Below are 15,960 nucleotides of genomic sequence, written 5' to 3'. Positions count from 1 at the left end.
TCGGAGCCACGTGATGATTTCGTCCCTTCGAGCCGTCCTGGCCGCTTTCCTTCTGCTATCGGCCGGCTCCGCCTGGGCCGGCGCGCCGGGCGAGCGGCTCGAGAAGGTGGTGATCCTTAGCCGGCACGGAGTGCGCGCGGCGATGTCGAGCCCCGAGCGGCTGGAGGAGGCTTCGGCCCGTGCCTGGCCGCGGTTCTCGGTCCCGCCTGGCCATCTGACCGCCCGGGGCGAAGTCTTGGCGTCGCTGATGGGCGGCTATTTCCGCGAACGCTATGTGGCCGAAGGCTTGCTGGGCCAGGACGACTGCGGCGCGGCCTACTACTGGGCCAACGTCACCCAACGGACGATCGCCACGGCCAGGGCGGTCTCGCGGACCCTGTCCCCCGGCTGCGCGGTCGCCGTTGGCACGGCAGGCGAGGGGCGGGTCGACCCGATGTTCGAGCCGGTCAAGGCGGGCGTCGTGGTCGCCGACGCCGACCTGGCGCGCGCCGCCGTCGCTGGTCGGGCCGGCGGCGACCTAGTCGCCTGGAGCGCCAGCCATCGCGATGCGATCGAACGGCTGGACGCGCTCCTGATGCAATGTCCGGTCGGCCCTTGCCCGCCGTCACCCGGCAAGCGGCGAATCCTCGACGCCAAGCCGGGCTTCGTCGACGGCGAGGATCTGGCCTCGCTGTCGGGCCCGGAGGCCTTCGCGTCCGGTGTCACCGAAAGCCTGCTGATGGCGTGGGCGGACGGCCAGGACTTCGCCGGACAAGGATGGCGGGGTCTCGACGAGGACGCCCTGACCCGCGTCTTCGCCCTGCATCAGGCCGAGTTCGATCTGCGGCTTCGCACGCCCTATGTCGCCAGGACCCTGGGCGGCCATCTGGCGCGACGGATCCTGGCCACGCTGGAAGCGGGCGTCGAGCCGGTGCGCGCAGGGCAGGGCGATGCGATTGGCCCGCCTGACGCCCGGATCGTCTTCGTGGCCGGCCATGACGGCACCCTGGCGGTGCTGGGCGGCCTGCTGCGCATGGAATGGACCTTGCCGGGCTATCAGCCCAACCAGATCGAGCCAGGCGGCGCCCTGGTGTTCGAGCGCTGGCGGCGCGCCGACGGCGTGCGGGTGATCCGCGCCCGCTTCACCGGCCAGAGCCTGCGCCAGCTGCGCGAGGCGACGCCCCTGAGCCGGGCGGTGCCGCCGTTGGCAACGCCGGTGTTCATCCCGGGGTGTAGCACGGCCACGCCGGCGTTCGACTGCCCTCTGGACCGGTTCGAAGCCGTCGTGTCGCAAGCCTTGGCGTCGTGAACGCGCATCATCCAAAATACAAGACCCGCCACGCTTAGGGAGGCCCGGGCCGATGAACAGACTGAAGTTGATCTGGCGAGGCGCCCTGGCGCTCATGCTTGGTCTCGGCGCAGTACAGGTTGCGCAGGCCGAGGGGCGCCGCGAGACCGGGCGCCTCTTCACCGACAGCCTGGCGCGGGGCGGCTTCGTGTTGGTCGAGGCGGGCAGGGTCCCGACCATCGTGGTCGATCCCGCCGACGCTGCCGTCGTGCGCCATGCCGTTGACGACCTGGTGGAGGACATCAGGACCGTCACCGCTCAACAAGCGAGCGTGGCGGCCGCGCCCGCCGGCAGGACGGCGATCCTGGTGGGAACGCTGGGTCACAGCGAGCTGATCGATAAGCTGGTCGCGACCAGGAAGGTCGATGTCTCGCGCTTGTCCGGCGCCTGGGAAAGCTTCGTCGTCGCCTCGGTCGACCGTCCGCTGCCCGGCGTCGAAAAGGCCCTGGTGGTGATCGGCAGCGATCGGCGCGGGACGGCCTTCGGCGTCTACGAGGTGGCGCAGGCCATGGGTGTGTCGCCCTGGGCCTGGTGGGCCGACGTTACGCCCGGCCATCGCGACAAGCTGTTCGTCGCCCCCGGCGTCCATCGCTTCGGCCCGCCGTCGGTCCGCTACCGCGGCGTGTTCGTCAACGACGAGGACTGGGGCCTCTATCCCTGGGCGGCCAAGACCTTCGATCCAGAACGCGGCGACATCGGGCCCAAGACCTACCGCCGGATCTTCACCCTGCTGCTGCGCCTGAAGGCCAACACCCTGTGGCCGGCCATGCACCACACGACCGCGCCGTTCAACTCCGATCCGGCCAACGCCAAGCTGGCCGAGGAGTACGGCATCGTCATGGGCTCGTCCCACGCCGAAGCCATGCTGCGCAACAATGTTGGCGAGTGGAAGGATGCGCCCGACAGGTTCAACTACGCGACCAATCCCGAGGGCGTGAAGGCCTATTGGGAAGAGCGCGCCAAGATCAACGGCCCCTACGAAAGCCTGTGGACCGTCGGTATGCGCGGCATCCACGACACCGGCATGGTCGGTCCCAAGACGATGCAGGACAAGGTCGCGCTGCTGGACAGGATCATCACCGACCAGCGCGAGATCCTGAAGCGGAACGTCTCGCCGGACGTCACCAAGGTTCCGCAGATCTTCGTGCCCTACAAGGAGGTGCTGGAGATCTACCGGGCGGGGGTGAAGGTCCCGGACGACGTCACCATCGTCTGGCCGGACGACAATTTCGGCTACATCCGCCAGTTCCCCAGCGCCGAGGAGGCGGGCCGCAAGGGCGGGGCTGGCGTCTATTACCACCTGTCGTATCTGGGCTTCCCGCTGGCCTATCTCTGGCTGGGCGCGACGCCGCCGGCCCTGGTGCAGGAGGAGATGATCCACGCCTGGGACAAGGGCGCGCGCAACGTCTGGATCGCCAATGTCGGCGACATCAAGCCGGCCGAGATCGGCGCCAGCCACTTCCTGGAGATGGCCTGGGACATCGACCGCTGGCGCGGCAAGACCCAGCGCCAGTACCTTGAGGACTGGAGCCGCCGCGCCTTCGGGCCGGCCCTGGCCGGCAAGGCCGCCGACCTGATGGACGCCTATTACCGCCTGAACTTCGAGCGCCGGCCCGAGCACCTGGAGTGGCAACCCAAGGCCGAAAGCCGCCACCTGTCCAGCTACACGCCCGACGAGGTCAACGACCGTCTGCGGGCCTTCCGCAAGCTGGTGGCCGAGACCCAGGCGACAGGAGCGTCCGTGCCGCCCGAGTTGGCCGACGCCTGGTTCGAACTCGTCGAGTTCCCGATCCGCATTTCCGCTGCCGCCAATATGCGGTTCTTCGCGGCCGAGCGGTATAATGAGCTGATCGACAACGACCAGGCGATGGCCCGCTCGGCCGGCGGCGCGGCGGTCGACGCCCAGGCCGAGATCACCACCCTGACCGACCGCTTCAACAACCAGGTCGCCGGCGGCAAGTGGCGCTGGCTGATGCCGGAAGAGCCGGCCGACAGCCAGTGGCGGATCTATCGCGCCCGCTCGATCCCGTTGCCGGGCGCGGGCCTGACCGCCAATCCGGCCAGATTCCTGGCGGTGGTCGACGGCAATCCGCCCGCCGCCTCGCCAGTGTTCGAAGCCGAGACCTTCACCGCCAACACTGGCTGGCGCTTGGTCGAGGGCGTCGGCCGCGGCCGGGGGGTGATGCTGGCCGACGCGCCCGGCGCGACCCTAAGCCTCGCCGTCGACGTCGCGGGGGCTGACGGCCGTCGCGTGCAACTGGGCGTGCTGCCCATCTTTCCCGACGGCCAGGCCCAGGACATCGAGCTGGACGTCAGCATCGACGGTGGCGCGGTCGAGCACGTGCTCCTGCCACGCAAGGTCGGTTCACCGGCCTGGGCCGAGGGCGTGCTGGACAACCTGCTGAAGGCCACGGTCGGTCCTGCGCTGTCGCCAGGACGCCATACGATCACGGTGACGGCGCGCACCGGCCGCGTCGGCCTCGACCGCGTACGGCTGGTCCTGCCTGAGCAGGTGGCGGTGCACGAGAACCACTAGGGGAGGGGTTCAAAGCCCGTCGGGCGGCGGCGTAAAGGTCGTCGCCCAGCCCGATGGGGCAGGACCCATCGTCAGGTCCAGCACACCGCCCTGGGCGAGTTCGGCGTGGGTGATCCAGGCGCGGTCCAGCGGCTTGCCGTTCAGGCGCGCGGCGGTGACGTAGCGGTTGGCCTCCGAAGTCGCCGGAGCCTGGATCGTGAAGGTCTTGCCGCTCTCCAGGGCGATGGCGCTGCGCGTGAACACCGGCGAGGCGATGTAGTAGTAGGGCTGGCCGGCGTTGGGATAGAGCCCGATGGCGTTCCAGACATACCAGCTGGACATCGCGCCGGCGTCGTCGTTGCCCGGCAGGCCCGTACGGGTGGGGCGATAGTGCTTGGCCATCAGCTGGCGTGCGATCTCGGCCGTACGGTCGGGGCGGCTGGCGTGGATATAGAGATACGGCGCCAGGATGTCGGGTTCGTTGCCCTGCGAATAGTGGCCGTCGAACAGGTGGTCCAGCCACGCCACGAAACCCTCGCGCCCGCCCGTCTTGGCCATCAGCCCGGCGACGTCCTGGGGAACGTAGGTCGAGTACTGCAGCGAATTGCCCTCGTAGAACGGCGCGTCCCACCACGGGCCGGAACGGTCCGGATATTCGTAGGTGCAGCTGTAGTTCTCGACCCAGTCGCCGTTGGGATAGCGGGGGCGGATGCAGCCGAGCTTGTCGTCCCAGAGGTTCTTCCAGCTGCCTGACCGCGCCAGATAGCGCTTGGCGTCCTCGGATTTGCCCAGGGCCTTGGCCACCACGCCGATGGCGTAGTCGTCATAGGCGTATTCCAGCGTGCGCGAGGCCGAGCGGGTCTGGGTGAACGGCACATAGCCCAGCTTCAGATAATCCTTCAGCACGCGGCCCTGCAGGAACGGCTGGTCGCTGTCGACCTCGCCGTTCTTGCGGATCGCCTCATAGGCCAGGGCCTGGTCAAAGCCCCCCAGGCGCTTGACCACGGCGTCGGCGACCAGGATGTCGCCGTTGGAGCCGCCCTGGGTCATGCCGTTGGCGCCGGCGATGCGCGAATCCGGCATCCAGCCGGTGTGCCTGTAGGTGTCGATCAGCGAGCGGAGCATGTCGCGCTGCCGCTGCGGCTGGATCACGGTCAGCAGGGGATGCAGCGTCCGGAACGTGTCCCAAAGCGTATAGAAGTCCTCGTAATGGGGCTCGGCGGAATTCCACCAGACGTTCTCGCCGCTGAGGTCGTGCGGCATGGTGTGGGCGCGGTAGAGGGCGGAGTAGAAGATCCGTTGCTGCTCGTCCGAGCCGCCCTCGACCCGGATCTTGGCCAGGGCGCTGTTCCATTGCGCCCGTGCGGCCTGGCGACAGGCGTCGAAGTCCCAGCTGGGCATCTCCTCGGCCAGGTTGGCCCGGGCCTTGTCGGCGCTGACGAACGACACGGCCAGCTTCATCCGCACCTGGCGGTCGGCGGTGGTGTCGAAGGTCAGATAGGCGCCGAGGCGATTGGAGAACTCGCGCTCGGTGTCGTATTCGATCATCAGGCCTTGGCGGTTGGCCGGGCTCTTCACTTGCACGCCGCCTTCGCTGCGGCCGACGCCCGGCGTGGTCTCAAACCAGCCCTGACCGGCCTTCCAGGCCCCGAAGGCCTTGGCCGGGCGATCGACGACCGCGTGGAAGTAGAGGGTGTAGGGCGCCGGGTTCCAGCCGCCCTCGACCGTCACCTCGCCGGCCAGGGTGTGGTCGTCGATCAGTTCGACCTTGGCCAGCCTCACCCTTTGCCCGCGCCCGCGCATGGCGACCACCGAACTGACATCGAAGATCAGCTGGCTCTCGGTGGCGGCGGGATAGGTCAGGCGCTGGAAGCCGACCCGGCGCGAGGCCGTCAGCTCGACCTTGATCCGCTCGGCGTCGCTGTTGCCCAGACCCACGCTGTAATAGCCCGGGGAGGCTTGCTCGTCGGACTTGCCGAAGTGCAGGTGGTTGACCCGCAAGGGGCCGACGGCCGGCGTGACCCGGAAGTTGCCGTACTTGCCCGAGCCGCCCGTGCCGCTGACGTGGGTGTAGCTGAAGCCGATGATCGGGCTCTTGGAGTCGTAGCCGTTGGTGTCGGCGTTGGTGGTGTCGGGGCTCAGCGACACGAAGCCGAACGGGACGCCGGCGCCGGGCACTGTGTTGCCGCCGGTGACCCCGCCGCCGTCGACCCCGACGAACGGATCGGCCTTGGTCGCGAGGTCGGGCGCGGTGCTCTGGGCCAGCGCCGCGAACGGCAGCGCGACCAGGGCGGCGCTAAGGAAAAGACCGCTCAGGGCGCGCATTGACGATCAGGCCTTGTGAGTGCGGGCGTAGTGGTCGAAGGCGACCGCGGCGACGATGATCAGGCCGATCACCACCTGCTGGAAGTAGGAGCTGACGTGCATGATCACCAAGCCGTTCGACAGCACGCCGATCAGCAGCGCGCCCAGGATGGTGCCGCCCACGCCGCCGGAGCCGCCGGTCAGGCTGGCCCCGCCGATCACCACCGAAGCGATGACCCGCAGTTCGTAGCCGGCGCCGGCTACGGCCTCGGCCGAGCCCAGACGGGCCGACAGCAAAAAGCCCGACAGGCCGGCCAGGGCGCCGATCACCGCGTAGACGCTGGTGACGATGAAGTCGACATTGACGCCCGACAGGCGGGCGGCCTCGGCGTTGCCGCCGACCGCATAGACCTGGCGGCCATAGCGCGTGTAGCGCAGCACGACGTGGCCCAAGGCGGCCACCAGGGCGAAGACGGCGATCGGGACCGGCACGAACAGGATGTCGCCCGTGCCCCACCAGCGGTAGGCGGCGTCGAAGCCCGAGATCGGGCCACCGTCGTTCAGGATCAGCGTCGCGCCGCGCCAGACCGTCATGCCGCCCAGGGTGACGATGAAGGCCGGCACGTGCAGCCAGGTGACGGCCTTGCCGTGGATGTAGCCCCCGGCCAGACCGATAAAAGTGGAGAGGGCCAGGGCGATCAGCCAGCTGGCCGGCGAGGGGCCGATGACCGCCGTCACCACATAGGCCGCCGCGAGCGAAGCGCAGGCCAGCAGCGAGCCGACCGCCACGTCGATGCCGCCGATCAGGATCACATAGGTCATGCCGACCGCGATGATCCCGTAGATCGACACCTCGCTGAGGATGTTCAGCGCGTTGCGGACCGTCAGGAAGCGCTCGTTGACCGCGCCGAACACGGCGATCAGCAGCAGCAGGAACAGGATCGTGCGGTGCTTGCGCGCGAAGGCCAGCGGGGCGAAGCGGCGCGGCGGGGGCGCGGCCTGCTCGGCCGCCGGATCGGGGGAAAACGTCGGGGAGGAGGTCATTGGGGACGGTGTTCCATTCCTGGCGGCGAAGTCCGGCCGACGCCGGTCGCCATATAGGCCATCAGGCCCTCTTCGGTGGCCGTCTCGCCGTCGAGGTCGGCGACGACCGCCCCCTCGCGGAAGACGACGATGCGGTCGCTGACGGCCATGACCTCGGCCAGTTCCGAGGAGATGACCAGAATCGCCACGCCCTGGGCGGCCAGGTCGGACAATACCTGGTGGACCTCGGCCTTGGCGCCGATGTCGATGCCGCGCGTGGGCTCATCGACGATCAGCACGCGCGGGGCCAGGGCCATGGAGCGGCCCAGCAGCACCTTCTGCTGGTTGCCGCCGGACAGCTTGCCGATCGGGGTCTCCTGGCTGGCCATCTTGACGCGCAGCTTTTTGCGATAGGTCTCGACCAGGTCGCGCTCGGCGCGTTCGTCGATCCACTGGCCCAGGCGGCTCAGCGGCTTCAGGCTGGGCAGGCTCAGATTGCGGCGAATGGAATGGTCCAGAAAGCAGCCCTGCTGCTTGCGGTCCTCGGGCACCATCATGACGCCGGCCCGGATCGCGTCGCGCGGCGATTTCAGTTTCAAGGGCTTGTCGTCCAGCCGGATCGAGCCGGCGGCGATCGCGTCGGCGCCGAAGATCAGCCGGGCCAAGTCCGTGCGGCCGGCGCCGACCAGGCCGGCAAGTCCGACGATCTCGCCGGAGCGCACCTCCAGCGAAACGTTCTTCAGATAGCCCGGCGCCGCCAGGCGCGGGCGTTTCGGCGTCACCGTCTCGACCTTCAGGACGACGGGACCGGGCGGGCCCGAACGCGTCCGGCGGACGAACTCGACGGAACGGCCGACCATCAGCCGGACCATGTCGTCGACCTCGACGTCGGCGACGTCGCCGCTGGCCACCCAGCGGCCGTCGCGCATCACCGTGTAGCGGTCGCACATGGCCTTCACCTCGGCCAGGCGGTGCGAGACATAGATGACGCTGACGCCGCGCGCCTTGAGGTCGGCGATGATGGCGTGCAGGCGGTCGACCTCGCGGCTGCTGAGGGCGGCGGTCGGCTCGTCCATGATGATCAGCCGGGCGTTCAGCGTCATCGCCTTGGCGATCTCGACCATCTGCTGTTCGGCCACGGTCAGGCGGCTGACCGGCGCGTCGGAATCCAGCGGCAGGCCCAGGTCGCCCAGCAAGCTCGCCGCGTCGGCGCGCAGGCGGCGCCAGTCGATCAGGCCCAGGCGTTTCGGCTCGCGGCCGAGAAAGATGTTTTCGGCGACGCTGAGTTCGGGGAAGAGGTTGAATTCCTGGTAGATCGTCGCGATGCCCAACTGCTGTCGGCGCAGGGGCGAGTCCCGCGGATCCAGCGGCCGGCCGTCGAAGGTCACGGCGCCTTCGTCGGCCGCGTGGGCCGCCGACAGGATCTTGATCAGGGTCGACTTGCCCGCGCCGTTCTCGCCCAGCAGGGCGTGGACCTCGCCGCGCCCGACCTCGAGCCGGACCCGGTCGAGGGCGCGTACGCCGGGAAAGCTCTTGCTGACCTGGCTGACGTCCAGAAGCGTCATCACACCATCCGCCGCCGGGCTACTTCATTTCCGAGATGCGCGAGGCCTCGGCCAGGTTGGCGCGGGTGATCAGCACCGGAGTCAGGCTGACGCTCTTGGGCGCCGCGCCGGTCTTGATCTTGTCCACGGCCTGGCGCAGCGCGGTGCGGATCTGCTTGCCGGGGTTCTGTTCGACCGAGGCGACCATCTCGCCGGCCTTGATCCGGGCCAGGGCCTCGGGGATGGCGTCGAAGCCCAGCACCTTGATCTTGTCGGGCGTAAAGCCGGCGGCGCGCACCGCCTCCAGGGCGCCCATGGCCATGTCGTCGTTCAGGCACAGGATTGCGTCGGGCGGGGTGTCGTGCATCGAGGTCAACACGTTCTGGGTGACGGTCAGGGCCTGGTCGCGCTTGGAGTTGGCGGTCTGCTCGGCGACGATCCTGAACGCCGGGCCGCCGGCCGCGAGGCCTTCGTGCACGCCCTTGACCCGCTCGATCGAGCTGGAGCTGCCCGGGTCGTTGGTGATCACCACGACGCGCGCGCCGTTCGGATAGGCCTTGACCACCCAGTCGGCCATGGCGCGGCCGCCGGCGACGTTGTCGGCGCCCACATGCGGCACGGGCGTCTTGGCGCCGGCGATGTTGCGGTCGACCGAAATCACCGCCACGCCCTGTTCGGCCAACTCGTCGGCCGCGGTGGCCAGGGCCTTGGAGTCGGTCGGGGCGACGATCACCACCTTGGCGCCCTGCACCGCGGCGGCCTCGAGGTCGGCGATCTGCTTGGCGGAGTTGTTCTGGGCGTCCATCACCTGGACCTTGACGCCCAGCTTGGCGGCTTCGTCCTCGAGTTCGCGGCGCATGGCCACGAAGAAGGGCTGGGAGAGGTCGTTGAAGCTGACCACGACCTCGGAAGCGTTCCGGCCGCCGCGCGCGCAGCCGCCGAGCAGGCCGCCCGCCGCCGTCGCCAACCCCAGTCCGGCCGCCAGGCCCAGGACGCGCCGGCGCGATGTCGGGGTGCGGTTCATGGCGTTTCTCGCTCTAATGACACGATTATGGGGCGAGAAGCATCGCCCGGTTTTTCTTTGACACAAGAATGGAATGTAAATTCCATGTCAATAACATCGGAGAAGTCGTGTTTCATTTTTGCCGTAGCGGCGGAGCCACGGCGTCTCTTCTCCCAGAGGCGCCGTTCTCTTCGCGCCGCTACAGCTTCACGACCTGGCCCATCCTGGCCGAGTGTCCGGCCGCCTCGGCCAGGGCCAGGGCCTCGACTCCGTCGACATAGCCGACCGAGGGAAGGGCCTCGCCGCGAATGATCTGCGCGAAATGGGCCATCTCGCGGCGATAGGCTTCGGCGTAGCGGTCGAGGAAGAAGTTCTGAAACGCGTCGCTGGCCGCGCCGGCCTCGCCCCAGACCGAGACGGTGCTTTCCATGACGTTCTCGGCGCGAACCAGGCCCTTGGATCCGAACGCCTCGATGCGCTGGTCATAGCCATAGCCGCTGCGGCGGCTGTTGCTGATGACGCAGAGCTTGCCCGAGGCGGTGCGCAGCAGGATCTTGGCCGTGTCGACGTCGCCGGCCTCGCCGATCGCCGGATCGACCAGGCAGCTGGCGGCGGCAAAGACCTCGGTGACCGGCTCGTCCAGCAGCCAGCGGGCCATGTCGAAGTCGTGGATGGCCATGTCCTTGAACAGGCCGCCCGACACCTTGACGTAAGCGACCGGCGGCGGGGCCGGGTCGTGGCTGGTGATGTGCACAGTCTCCAGGGCGCCGACCACGCCGGCGGACAGGCGCGCCTTCAGGCCCTGGAAGTTGGGGTCGAAGCGGCGGTTGAAGCCCAGGAACAGCTTCACGCCGTGGCCGCCCAGTTCGCTGGCGGCCGAGCGGGCGCGGGTCAGGTCCTGGTCGATCGGCTTTTCGCAGAAGACCGCCTTGCCGGCCGCGACGGCCTTCAGGCTGTAGTCGAGATGGGTGTCGGTCGAGCTGGCGACGATGACGCCGGCCACCGACGGATCGTTCAGGACAGTCTCGAGGTCGGCGACGGTCGCGCCGGTCTCGGCGGCCAGGCCGTCGGCGGCCGCGGCGATCGGATCGACCACGTATTTCAGCCGCAGGCCCGGCTGGCCGGCGACGTTCCTGGCGTGGATGCGGCCGATGCGGCCCGCGCCCAGAATGGCGATGTCGTGCATGGGAACCTTCATAGTCTCATGGAAGCGGGCGCGGGGAGGGGGGCGAAGCGCGGCCTTCGCGGCCCACGACGGCAAGGGCGGGACGATCCCGCTCGATCACCGTTCGTCGCGCCGCCTCGATCATCTCCGCTCCCTCGTCCGGCTCATGATGCGGCCGGGATTTCGACCTCCTGTATCTTGGAACGGAAATTCCCTCTACAAATAAAGTAGAATTTTGGGTCGCGAGCCAGGCTTGGTGTTTGCGTGCGGAACGGATATTCTAAAATTGGACCAACTGTACCGGGGCTCAGATGACCGAAGAGACCATGGCGGCGAACGCGCCGGCCAGCGCCGATGAGTTGAGGACGGCGATCCTCGATCGCTACGACTCGCTCAGCAAGCGGCTGCAGCAGATCGCGCGCTACGTGCTGGACGAGCCCAACGAAATGGCGCTGGAGACCCTGGCGGTGATTTCCGAGCGTTGCGGGGTGCAGCCCTCGGCCATCGTCCGGTTCGCCAAGACCTTCGGCTATCCGGGCGCCAGCCAGATGCAGCGGCTGTTCCGTGACGGCCTGCTGTCGGGTCACGCCGGCCTGGGTTACGGCGAGCGCGTGCGCCACTTCAACGAGGCGGTCGCCAGGAAGCCCGAGGGCGGGGCCGACGTGCTGTCCGAGTTCGTCGAAGGTAACACCCTGGCTCTGCAGAACCTCAACCAGACGGTCAGCGAGGCCGACATGGCCAAGGCGGTAGCGCTGATCGACAAGGCCGAGACGGTCTATGTGGTCGGTTTCCGCCGCTCGTTCCCGGTCGCCTCGTACCTGGCCTACTCGCTGCAGCAACTGAACAAGCGCACGCTGTTCATCGACGGCGTGGCCGGCCTGACCAAGCAGCAGGTCCAGACCATCGGTCCCAGGGACCTGCTGGTCGCGGTCAGCTATCATCCCTATGCGGAAGAGACCGTCCAGGCTGTCGAGATGGCCGGGCAGCGCGGGGCCAAGATCCTGTCGATCAGCGACAGCCTGGTCAGCCCGATCGCCAAGTCGGCCAGCCTGGTTTTGCACGTGCGCGAGTCGGAGGTGAGGACCTTCCGCTCGCTGGCCGCCTCGATCTGTCTGGCCCAGGCCCTGGTGATCGGCTTCGCCTTCACGGCCAGCCGAAAGAAGGCCAAGGACCACGACGGCTGAACCATCTGTTCCGCTTCGGGCAGGAATGAAATGGATATTGCGAGCGCTCTGATGTTGGAATATGCGTTTCACATCGTCGGTTGGCAGCCGGCCATAGAGTGACGTGGAACCCGTATGGCGCAGGACTCCAAGACCCTTGATCTGATCGCCGTGGGCCGCTCCAGCGTCGACCTCTATGGCCAGCAGGTGGGCGGCCGCCTGGAGGACATGGCCTCCTTCGCCAAATATCTGGGCGGCAGTCCGACCAACACCGCCGCTGGCGGCGCGCGCCTGGGCCTGAAGACAGGCCTGCTGACCCGCGTCGGGGCCGACCACATGGGCCGCTTCATCCGCGAACAGCTGGCCCGCGAGGGCGTCGACGTGGCCGGCGTGCTGTCCGACCCCGACCGCCTGACGGCCCTGGTGATCCTGGGCATCCGCGACCGGGTGAACTTCCCGCTGATCTTCTATCGCGAGAACTGCGCCGACATGGCGCTGCAGCCGTCGGACGTCGACGAGGCCTGGTTCGCCCAGGCGGGGGCGGTGCTGATCAACGGCACCCACCTGTCGCAGCCGAACGTCTACGAGACCAGCCTGAAGGCCGCCCGCGCGGTGAAGAAGGCCGGCGGCCGCGTGGCCTTCGACATCGACTATCGTCCGGTGCTGTGGGGCCTGACCGGCAAGGACGCCGGCGAGAACCGTTTCGTCGCCAACCAACAGGTCACCGCGAAGCTGCAGGAGGTCCTGACTCTCTGCGACCTGATCGTCGGCACCGAGGAGGAGATCCACATCCTGGGCGGCTCGACCGACACCCTCGCGGCCTTGCGGGCGATCCGTCAGCGCAGCGGCGCCCTGCTGGTCTGCAAGCGCGGTCCCGACGGCTGCGTGGCCTTCCCGGACGCGATCCCCGACAGCTTGGACCAGGGCGTCAGCGCCCGGGGCTTCAAGGTCGAGGTCTTCAACGTACTGGGGGCGGGCGACGCCTTCATGGCCGGCTTCCTGCGCGGCTGGCTGCGTCACGAGCGCGTCGAGACCTGCTGCGAATGGGGCAACGCCTGCGGGGCGATCGTCGTCTCGCGCCACGGCTGCACGCCGGCCATGCCGACGTGGGTGGAGCTGGAGGCCTTCCTCGGCGAACGGGAACGTCCGTTCCGACTGCGCGAGGACGCCGAGCTGGAGCACATCCACTGGGCCACGACCCGGGAGCGCGTCTACGACGACCTGACCGTCCTGGCCGTCGACCATCGCAGCCAATTCCTGGACCTCATCGCCGAGACCGGCGGCGATCCTGGGCGGATTCCGCACTTCAAGACCCTGGCCCTGCGCGCGGTGCAGCAGGCGGCCGGTCGCGACGAGGCGCGCTTCGGCCTGCTGCTGGACGGCCGCTTCGGCTTCGACGCCCTGGCGCAGGCCGCCGACCACGACTACTGGATCGCCCGCCCGATCGAGCTGCCCAAGTCGCGTCCGCTGGAGTTCGAGAGTTCGGCCGACGTCGCCACCGAGCTGACCGAGTGGCCGACGGGCCAGGTGGTCAAGTGTCTGGTCTTCTATCATCCCGACGACGAGATCGAGCTGCGCGAGCGCCAGGAGCGCCAGCTGCTGCGCCTGTTCGACGCCTGCCGGAAGACGCGCCACGAACTGCTGCTGGAGCTGATCTTGCCTGCCGGCTTGGAGAGCGACAGCGGAACCGTGGCCCGCGCCATTCGCCGGCTCTACGCCCTGGGCGTCCGCCCGGACTGGTGGAAGCTGGAGCCGCTGACCGACGCCGCCGCCTGGCGCGAGATCGAGATCGCCATAACCGAGAACGATCCTTTATGCCGCGGCGTGGTGCTGCTGGGCCTGTCGGCGCCGGAGGCCGAGCTTCTGGAGTCGTTCGAGGTCGTCGCGCCGTTCCCGATCGTCAAGGGCTTCGCCGTCGGACGGACCATCTTCTACGATGTCGCCCGCGAGTGGCTGGCGAACCGGATTGACGACGAGGCGGCGGTCGCCGCCCTGGTCGGCAAGTTCAAGGTGCTGGTCGACGCCTGGAGGCGCCTACGCGGCGCCGCGGAGAAGGCCGCGTAGCATGGCTGTCGTTCGTCTCACCGCCGCCCAGGCGACCGTCCGCTGGCTCTCGGCGCAATATGTCGAGACCGGGGAGGGGGAGGTCCCCTATTTCGCCGGGGTCTGGGCGATCTTCGGCCATGGCAATGTCGCCGGCCTGGGCGAGGCGCTGCACGGCGTTCGTGACGTGATGCCGACCTGGCGGGCTCACAACGAACAGGGCATGGCCCACGCCGCCATCGCCTTCGCCAAGCAGTCGCGGCGCCGGCGGGCCATGGTCTGCACCACTTCGATCGGCCCCGGCGCGACCAACATGGTCACCGCCGCCGCCCTGGCCCACGTCAACCGCCTGCCGGTGCTGTTCTTGCCGGGCGACGTCTACGCCAGCCGCCGGCCCGATCCGGTGCTGCAGCAGATCGAGGATTTCGGCGACGGGACGATCAGCGCCAACGACTGCTTCAAGCCCGTCTCGCGTTATTTCGACCGCATCACGCGGCCCGAACAGATCCTCGACGCCCTGCCGCGCGCCCTGGCGACCATGCTGGACCCCGCGACCTGCGGTCCCGCGACCCTGGCCTTCTGCCAGGACGTCCAGGCCGAGGCGTTCGACTATCCGGAAGGCTTCTTCGCTCGGAAGGTCTGGCGCATCCGCGCGCCACGCCCCGATCCGCGCGAGCTGGCCGACCTGGTCTCGCTGATCAAGGCCGCCAGGCGTCCGCTGGTCGTGGCCGGCGGCGGGGTGCTCTATGCCGGCGCCGAGCCCGCGCTGGCCGCGCTGGCCGCCGACGCCGGCCTGCCGGTGGTCGAGACACAGGGCGGGAAGGGGAGCCTCGTCTGGGATCACCCGATGAACCTGGGCGCGATCGGCGTCACCGGCACGACGGCGGCCGTGGCGGCGGCCGAGGAAGCCGATCTGGTGATCGGTGTCGGTACGCGCCTGCAAGATTTCACCACCGGCTCGCGCGCCCTGTTCGGCGCGCCGGAACGCAAGTTGGTCCAGGTCAATGTCGCTCCGTACGACGCCCACAAGCACGGCGCGACCAGCGTGATCGGCGACGCCCTGGCTGTGGTCGAGGCCTTGGCCGGGGCGCTGGACGGCTGGCGCGCGCCCGCCGCTTGGACGGCCAGGGCCACAGGCGGCGTCGCCGGCTGGAACGCCATCTTCGACGATGCGACTAAGGCCGATGCGCGCCCGCTGCCGACCGACGCCCAGGTGCTGGGCGCGGTGTGGCGGGCCGCGTCCGACGACAGCGTGGTGGTCTGCGCCGCCGGCGGCCTGCCGGGCGAGCTGCACAAGCTGTGGCGCACCCGTCGACCCGGCGGCTACCACGTCGAATACGGCTTCTCGTGCATGGGCTACGAGATCGCCGGCGCCGTGGGCGTGAAGATGGCCGCGCCGGACCGCGAGGTCCACGTGATGGTCGGCGACGGCAGCTACTTGATGCTCAATTCCGAACTGGCCACCTCGGTGATGCTGGGGACCAAGCTGATCGTCACCGTTCTCGACAACAGGGGCTTCGGCTGCATCAACCGCCTGCAAGCGGCGACCGGCGGGGCGGCGTTCAACAATCTTCTGGCCGACACGGTCCATCAGACCCTGCCGGACATCGACTTCGCCGCCCACGCCAGAAGCCTGGGCGCGCGGTCGGAGAAGGTGGGCGGGATCGTCGAGCTCGAGGCCGCCCTGCAGCGGGCCAAGGCTAGCGACCGGACCTATGTCGTGGTCATCGACACCGACCCGATGCCGACCACCGAGGGCGGCGCCTGGTGGGACGTGGCGGTGCCGGAGGTCTCGACGCGTCCGGGGGTGAACGCCGCTCGCGCCGACTACGAAGACAAGATCAAGCAGCAGCGTACGGGAGACTAGACGCCC

The 15,960-nt window shown here is 68.9% G+C and carries 10 protein-coding genes; 5 read left to right on the top strand and 5 right to left on the bottom strand.

Annotated features, from left to right (window positions below; genetic code table 11):
- Window positions 1-13: 13 nt before the first annotated feature.
- Window positions 14-1,288: a histidine-type phosphatase gene (locus tag BM066_RS08265; protein WP_089926180.1), complete on the top strand. Its 1,275-nt coding sequence runs from the start codon at window positions 14-16 to the stop codon at window positions 1,286-1,288.
- 52 nt (window positions 1,289-1,340) lie between these two features.
- The gene (locus tag BM066_RS08260) at window positions 1,341-3,863 is read left to right on the top strand and encodes a glycosyl hydrolase 115 family protein (RefSeq protein WP_089926177.1); all 2,523 of its coding nucleotides are present in this window, start codon (window positions 1,341-1,343) and stop codon (window positions 3,861-3,863) included.
- Between the two features lie 9 nt (window positions 3,864-3,872).
- On the opposite strand, the gene BM066_RS08255 is transcribed toward BM066_RS08260, so the two are convergent.
- The 5 genes from BM066_RS08255 to iolG all read right to left on the bottom strand — a co-directional run bounded on the left by BM066_RS08255 (window position 3,873) and on the right by iolG (window position 10,902).
- Complete coding sequence (locus tag BM066_RS08255) at window positions 3,873-6,167, bottom strand: GH92 family glycosyl hydrolase (RefSeq protein ID WP_089926174.1); 2,295 nt, start codon at window positions 6,165-6,167, stop codon at window positions 3,873-3,875.
- A 6-nt stretch (window positions 6,168-6,173) separates the two neighbouring features.
- On the bottom strand, window positions 6,174-7,190 hold the full coding sequence (locus tag BM066_RS08250) for an ABC transporter permease (protein WP_029669145.1): 1,017 nt from the start codon (window positions 7,188-7,190) through the stop codon (window positions 6,174-6,176).
- Window positions 7,187-8,734 (bottom strand): sugar ABC transporter ATP-binding protein, encoded by a 1,548-nt coding sequence (locus BM066_RS08245; RefSeq protein ID WP_089926170.1) that lies wholly within the window; start codon window positions 8,732-8,734, stop codon window positions 7,187-7,189. The genes BM066_RS08250 and BM066_RS08245 overlap by 4 nt, the downstream gene beginning before the upstream one ends.
- Before the next feature lie 19 nt (window positions 8,735-8,753).
- Window positions 8,754-9,737, bottom strand: a complete 984-nt coding sequence (locus BM066_RS08240) for a sugar ABC transporter substrate-binding protein (protein ID WP_089926167.1) — start codon at window positions 9,735-9,737, stop codon at window positions 8,754-8,756.
- 178 nt (window positions 9,738-9,915) lie between these two features.
- Window positions 9,916-10,902 (bottom strand): inositol 2-dehydrogenase, encoded by a 987-nt coding sequence (gene iolG / locus BM066_RS08235; RefSeq protein WP_029669130.1) that lies wholly within the window; start codon window positions 10,900-10,902, stop codon window positions 9,916-9,918.
- 290 nt (window positions 10,903-11,192) lie between these two features.
- Between iolG and BM066_RS08230 the strand changes: the two genes are divergently transcribed.
- From BM066_RS08230 to iolD, 3 genes are all read left to right on the top strand, one after another.
- Window positions 11,193-12,065 carry a MurR/RpiR family transcriptional regulator gene (locus BM066_RS08230; RefSeq protein ID WP_029669129.1) on the top strand — a complete coding sequence of 291 codons (873 nt, stop codon included), beginning with the start codon at window positions 11,193-11,195 and terminating at the stop codon, window positions 12,063-12,065.
- Window positions 12,066-12,179: 114 nt separating this feature from the next.
- Window positions 12,180-14,108 (top strand): bifunctional 5-dehydro-2-deoxygluconokinase/5-dehydro-2-deoxyphosphogluconate aldolase, encoded by a 1,929-nt coding sequence (iolC, locus tag BM066_RS08225; RefSeq protein ID WP_089926164.1) that lies wholly within the window; start codon window positions 12,180-12,182, stop codon window positions 14,106-14,108.
- 1 nt (window position 14,109) lies between these two features.
- A complete protein-coding gene (gene iolD / locus BM066_RS08220; RefSeq protein WP_089926161.1) occupies window positions 14,110-15,954 on the top strand; it encodes a 3D-(3,5/4)-trihydroxycyclohexane-1,2-dione acylhydrolase (decyclizing) in 1,845 nt (614 codons plus the stop codon).
- Window positions 15,955-15,960 lie beyond the last annotated feature (6 nt).

Source organism: Caulobacter sp. UNC279MFTsu5.1, from assembly GCF_900114015.1.
Classification (GTDB): Bacteria; Pseudomonadota; Alphaproteobacteria; order Caulobacterales; family Caulobacteraceae; genus Caulobacter.
The sequence above is the reverse complement of the archived record's forward strand: the minus strand, read 5'-3'. Positions and strand labels throughout refer to the sequence as shown.

Excerpts from the sequence above, each read along its gene's own strand:
- BM066_RS08265 (WP_089926180.1), top strand. The coding sequence starts at position 14 with ATGATTTCGTCCCTTCGAGCCGTCCTGGCCGCTTTCCTTCTGCTATCG.
- BM066_RS08260 (WP_089926177.1), top strand. The coding sequence starts at position 1,341 with ATGAACAGACTGAAGTTGATCTGGCGAGGCGCCCTGGCGCTCATGCTT.
- BM066_RS08255 (WP_089926174.1), bottom strand. The coding sequence starts at position 6,167 with ATGCGCGCCCTGAGCGGTCTTTTCCTTAGCGCCGCCCTGGTCGCGCTG.
- BM066_RS08250 (WP_029669145.1), bottom strand. The coding sequence starts at position 7,190 with ATGACCTCCTCCCCGACGTTTTCCCCCGATCCGGCGGCCGAGCAGGCC.
- BM066_RS08245 (WP_089926170.1), bottom strand. The coding sequence starts at position 8,734 with ATGACGCTTCTGGACGTCAGCCAGGTCAGCAAGAGCTTTCCCGGCGTA.
- BM066_RS08240 (WP_089926167.1), bottom strand. The coding sequence starts at position 9,737 with ATGAACCGCACCCCGACATCGCGCCGGCGCGTCCTGGGCCTGGCGGCC.
- iolG (WP_029669130.1), bottom strand. The coding sequence starts at position 10,902 with ATGCACGACATCGCCATTCTGGGCGCGGGCCGCATCGGCCGCATCCAC.
- BM066_RS08230 (WP_029669129.1), top strand. The coding sequence starts at position 11,193 with ATGACCGAAGAGACCATGGCGGCGAACGCGCCGGCCAGCGCCGATGAG.
- iolC (WP_089926164.1), top strand. The coding sequence starts at position 12,180 with ATGGCGCAGGACTCCAAGACCCTTGATCTGATCGCCGTGGGCCGCTCC.
- iolD (WP_089926161.1), top strand. The coding sequence starts at position 14,110 with ATGGCTGTCGTTCGTCTCACCGCCGCCCAGGCGACCGTCCGCTGGCTC.